The following is a 4,768-nucleotide window of genomic DNA, read 5'->3' as shown; positions in this document are numbered from 1 at the left end:
GCGACGACCAGCTCGCCGCCGCCGGCCAGCGCGGTCAGCTCGTCCTGGCGCGGCCCGGGGCCGAGCAGCCAGATGGCGTGCGTACGCCCGGCCTGGTCGGTGTCGGTGGCGGCGGGCGCACCGGCCGATTCGGTGGCGGCGGCCAGCGCGGCGTGCAGTTCGTCACCCCGCCCGGTCTGCAACAGCAGCACCGGCGAGAGCAGGTGCCCCAGCGTCTCGGCCAGCGCGACGCGCTCGCGCACCTTGGCGATGAAGACGTCCTCGTTGCGGATGACAAGACCCGGCTCGTCGGCGCGGGTGGAGATCTGGTCGGTGTCGACCATCACCCAGAGCCCGTACGCGGAGTCCTCACCGGGTGCGCTGATGCGGTACAGCACCACCACCTGCTCGGCGGGGGTGTAACTGCCGTCGGCCTTCGCCTCGGCCAGCCGGGTCGCCGCCTCCGGCAGGGCGTCGGCGAAGGACTTGCCGAGGCTCTCCGGAGCCCGGTGCGGCATCTCGATGCCGAGAGCGCTCTGCGGGTTCGCCTCGATGATCGCGGTGATCTCCGCGTCGTCGGCGAACTCGTCGTAGTTCTGGGCGCCGGTGCCGCCCGTGGTGATCCAGGCCCGGTTGATCGGGTGCACGACGGTCATGTCCACTGACGCTACCGGCGGCGATGACCGCGCCTCCCGCCGACCCGCACGACGTCCACCAGTTGGCGCGCAAGGAAGGGCACCTTATTAACGCCTCAGGTAGAGCAGGGGGCCCTTGTTAACACTCCGGCTCGATGCGCGCCTGACGTCGGCCGACGGGCGAGTGCTGCCGGCCGACAGGCCCGTGCTGCCGGCTCGGGGGTGGTCTGTGCTGCCAGCCGACAGGCGTGTGCTGCGGGTTTGGGGGTGTGTGGTGCTGGCCCGGGGGTGTGTGCTGCGGGCCTTGGGGCGTCACCAGTGCGGTGGGGCGTACCCGTCCCGGCGGTGGGCCCTGGTCGCGTAGGTCCCGGTCCGGTGGGGTCAGACGCGAGGTCACGGGGACCCGGGCCACGCCCACCACACCCGACCCGGATACCCGGGTCAGGCCGTCGGAAGGGCCTTTTCCGGTGACGGGCCAGCGCAGGTCGACCGCCGGTCGGTCCGCGCCGCTCCCGCGCTCCTCCCACCACGGGACATCGTCGACGGGCGCACGGTGCTTGGCCATGGCTACACCTCCACGAGCTGCGGTGTGCGGTCGGCAGCCGTGGCTACGGGCCGCCGGATCGCCGCTGCGGACAACTGGTCAAACGAGCCCACAGAGCGGGCGGTGACGCGCAACGGCGGTAGCGGCAGCGTCCGGCGGCGGCAGCGTCCGGCGGCGGCAGCGGTGTTAGGAGGGGACCCCTGCTATACACGAGGCGTTAGCAGGGGGCCCTTCCTTACACCAAGGTGGGTCAGGTGAAGATGGGGTCGATGTCGCGGCTGCGCTTGAGTTCGAAGAAGCCGGGCGTGCCGGCGACCAGCATCACGCCGTCCCAGAGTCGGCCGGCGGCCTCGCCCTTGGGTGCCGGGGTGACCACCGGGCCGAAGAAGGCGACCTGCTTGCCGTCCGGACCCGGAGCGTGCACGACCGGGGTACCGACCTCGGTGCCGACCGGACGCATCCCCGCCTCGTGGCTCTCCCGCAGGGCCGCGTCGAGGCTCGCGTCGTCGGCGGCCGAGGCCAGCGCCGGGTCCAGCCCGGCGTCGGTCAGCGCGGCGGCGTACAACTCCGGTCCACGTGCCTCCTTGCCGAGGTGGATCCGGGTGCCCATGGCGGTGTAGAGGTTCCGCACGGCGTCCGGGCCGTACCGCTGCCCGACGGCGATGCAGACGCGGACCGGGCCCCACCCGGTCTTCATGATCTCCTGGTACGCCTCGGGCAGCTCCCGCCCCTCGTTGAGCACCGACAGGCTCATCACGTGGTAGCGGACGTCGATGTCGCGGACCCGCTCCACCTCCAGCAGCCATCGGGAGGTGATCCACGCCCATGGGCAGATCGGGTCGAACCACATGTCGACACTGACACGCTCGTTCACGTTTAGGTCCCTTCGCAACGGAGATGCCGATTCGACCGGCCTATCACGCATCTTTACTCCGCATCGGGGCGACCGGCCGGTAACGGGCCGCGTGACCTCGCCCACCGACGGGTGTTGACGCATGGAAGACTCAGGCCCGGACCGGCCGTCACGAGCGGTCGACGACTGAGGTGACCGTGACGTGCGGCGATAGTGGGATGGAGACGAACGTGCCGGGAGTGCGCAACCTGACACAGGTCGAGGCGACCGAGCGGGCCCGACTGCTCGACGTGACCGGGTACGACATCAACCTGGACCTGTCCAGTGCCGTACACGCGGCCGGTGGCCGCACCTTCCGATCGACCACCGAGGTGCGCTTCGGGTGCAGCGAGCCGGGCGCCAGCACGTTCATCGAGGTCGCCGCGGACTCGATCCGCTCGGCGACGCTCAACGGCGACCCGGTCGACCTGTCCGACTGGTCGGCCGAGAAGGGGCTGACCCTGACCGGTCTGGCCGAGGAGAACACGCTGGTCGTCGACGCCGACTTCGCGTACTCCAGCTCGGGGCAGGGCCTGCACCGCAGCGTCGACCCGGTCGACGGCGAGACCTACCTCTACTCGCAGTTCGAGACCGCCGACGCGCAGCGCACGTACGCCTGCTTCGACCAGCCCGATCTGAAGAGCGTCTACACCTGGCACGCCACCGTCCCGGAGCACTGGAAGGCCGTCTCCAACATGCCGGTGGAGCGCGAGGAGGCGGCGGGTGAGGGGTGCAAGACCCTGCACTTCACCACCTCACCGCGGATGAGCACCTACATCACCGCGATCTGCGCCGGGCCGTACCACGAGGTGCGGTACGGCCACGACGGCATCGACCTGGGCTACTTCTGCCGGGCCAGCATGGCGCAGTACCTCGACGCCGAGGACCTGAACCTGATCACGACGCAGGGCTTCGACTTCTTCCACGAGCAGTTCGGGGTGCGCTACCCGCTGCCCAAGTACGACCAGGTCTGGGTGCCGGACTTCAACGCCGGCGCGATGGAGAACTTCGGCTGCGTCACGCACGCCGAGTCGTACTACCTGTTCCGGTCGCAGGTGACCGACTACGAGTACGAGCAGCGGGCCAACACGATCCTGCACGAGCTGGCGCACATGTGGTTCGGTGACCTGGTCACCATGCGCTGGTGGAACGACCTGTGGCTGAACGAGTCGTTCGCCGAGTGGGCCAGCCACTGGTGCAACACGCACGCCACCCGCTTCACCGAGGCGTGGACGACGTTCCTGTCCATCCGGAAGAACTGGGGCTACCGGCAGGACCAGCTCTCCTCCACCCACCCGGTGTACTGCGAGATGCCGGACCTGGAGGCGGTCGAGGTCAACTTCGACGGCATCACGTACGCCAAGGGCGCCAGCGTGCTCAAGCAGCTCGTGGCGTACGTGGGTGAGGAGCCGTTCCTGGCGGGTCTGCGGGCGTACTTCGCCAAGCACGCCTGGGGCAACGCCACCTTCGACGACCTGCTCACCGAGCTGGAGACCGCCTCCGGGCGCAAGCTGCGCACCTTCGCCACCCAGTGGCTGGAGACGGCGCAGGTCAACACGCTGCGGCCGGAGCTGACCATCGGCGAGGACGGCACGTACCAGCGGGTCCTGGTCCGCCAGGAGGCGCCGCAGGGTCACCCGACGCTGCGGACCCACCGGATCGGGGTCGGCCTCTACGACCTCACCGACGGTCGCCTGGTGCGCCGCGAACGGTACGAGGTGGACGTCGACGGCGAGTCGACCGAGCTGACCGAGCTCGCCGGAGTGCGGGCGGCCGACGTGCTGCTGCTCAACGACGACGACCTGACGTACACGAAGCTGCGCCTGGACGGGCGGTCGATGGCGACGGTGGTGCAGCACATCGCCGGCTTCGAGTCGTCGCTGGCGCGCGCGCTGTGCTGGACGGCCGCATGGGACATGACCCGCGACGCCGAGCTGGCCACCCGCGACTACGTGGCGCTGGTGCTGGCCGGGCTGCCGGCCGAGCGGGACATCAACCTGGTCACCGCCACGCTGCGCCAGGTCAGCACCGCCATCACCTTCTACGCCGACCCGAGCTGGGCGCCGACCGGCTGGGCCGACCTGGCCCGGACCGCGCGGACCGCGCTCGCCGCCGCCGAGCCCGGCAGCGGCTTCCAGCTGGCCTGGGCCCGGGCGTACGTCTCCGCGGCCCGCTCCGCCGAGGACCTGGCTATCCTGCGCGGCTGGCTGGACGGCTCCGAGGTGACCGCCGGGCTGACCATCGACACCGAGCTGCGCTGGAGCGTGCTGCAGTCCCTGGTGGCCAACGGTGTGGCGGGTGGGCCGCAGATCGAGGCCGAGCTGGCCGGCGACAAGACCTCCAGCGGCGAGCGGGAGGCCGCGTACGCACACGCCCTGCTGCCCACCGCGGAGAACAAGGCGGCGGTCTGGGCACAGCTCACCGGTGCCGAGGCGCTGCCGAACTGGCGGAACCGGGCGCTGTTGCAGGGTTTCACCCACCCGACCCAGGTCGAACTGATCACGCCCTACCGGGACCGGTACTTCGACACGGTCGGGCAGGTCTGGGCGCGCCGGGACAGCGAGCCGGCGCAGGAGTTCGCCATGCTGGTGTACCCGGCGTACCTGGTCGACGACGACACGGTCGAGGCCACCGACGCCTGGCTGGCGCAGGAGGGCCACCCGGGTCCGCTGCGCCGGCTGGTGGCCGAGGGCCGCGACGGTGTGGCTGTCTCTTAGA

The 4,768-nt window shown here is 70.7% G+C and carries 3 protein-coding genes; 1 reads left to right on the top strand and 2 read right to left on the bottom strand.

Annotated features, from left to right (window positions below; genetic code table 11):
* A partial coding sequence (locus EYA84_RS26770) for a DUF1015 family protein (RefSeq protein WP_131056479.1) occupies positions 1-635 on the bottom strand: 635 nt, incomplete at its 3' end.
* Between the two features lie 773 nt (positions 636-1,408).
* Entirely contained in the window at positions 1,409-2,032 is a 624-nt protein-coding gene (locus EYA84_RS26765; RefSeq protein ID WP_131056477.1) for a disulfide bond formation protein DsbA, read from the bottom strand.
* A gap of 218 nt (positions 2,033-2,250) precedes the next feature.
* Between EYA84_RS26765 and pepN the strand changes: the two genes are divergently transcribed.
* Complete coding sequence (gene pepN, locus EYA84_RS26760; protein ID WP_131056475.1) at positions 2,251-4,767, top strand: aminopeptidase N; 2,517 nt, start codon at positions 2,251-2,253, stop codon at positions 4,765-4,767.
* The last annotated feature ends 1 nt before the right edge of the window (position 4,768 follow it).

Origin of the sequence: Verrucosispora sp. SN26_14.1 (genome assembly GCF_004307965.1) — a bacterium.
In the GTDB taxonomy this organism is placed as follows: domain Bacteria; phylum Actinomycetota; class Actinomycetes; order Mycobacteriales; family Micromonosporaceae; genus Micromonospora.
The sequence above is the reverse complement of the archived record's forward strand: the minus strand, read 5'-3'. Positions and strand labels throughout refer to the sequence as shown.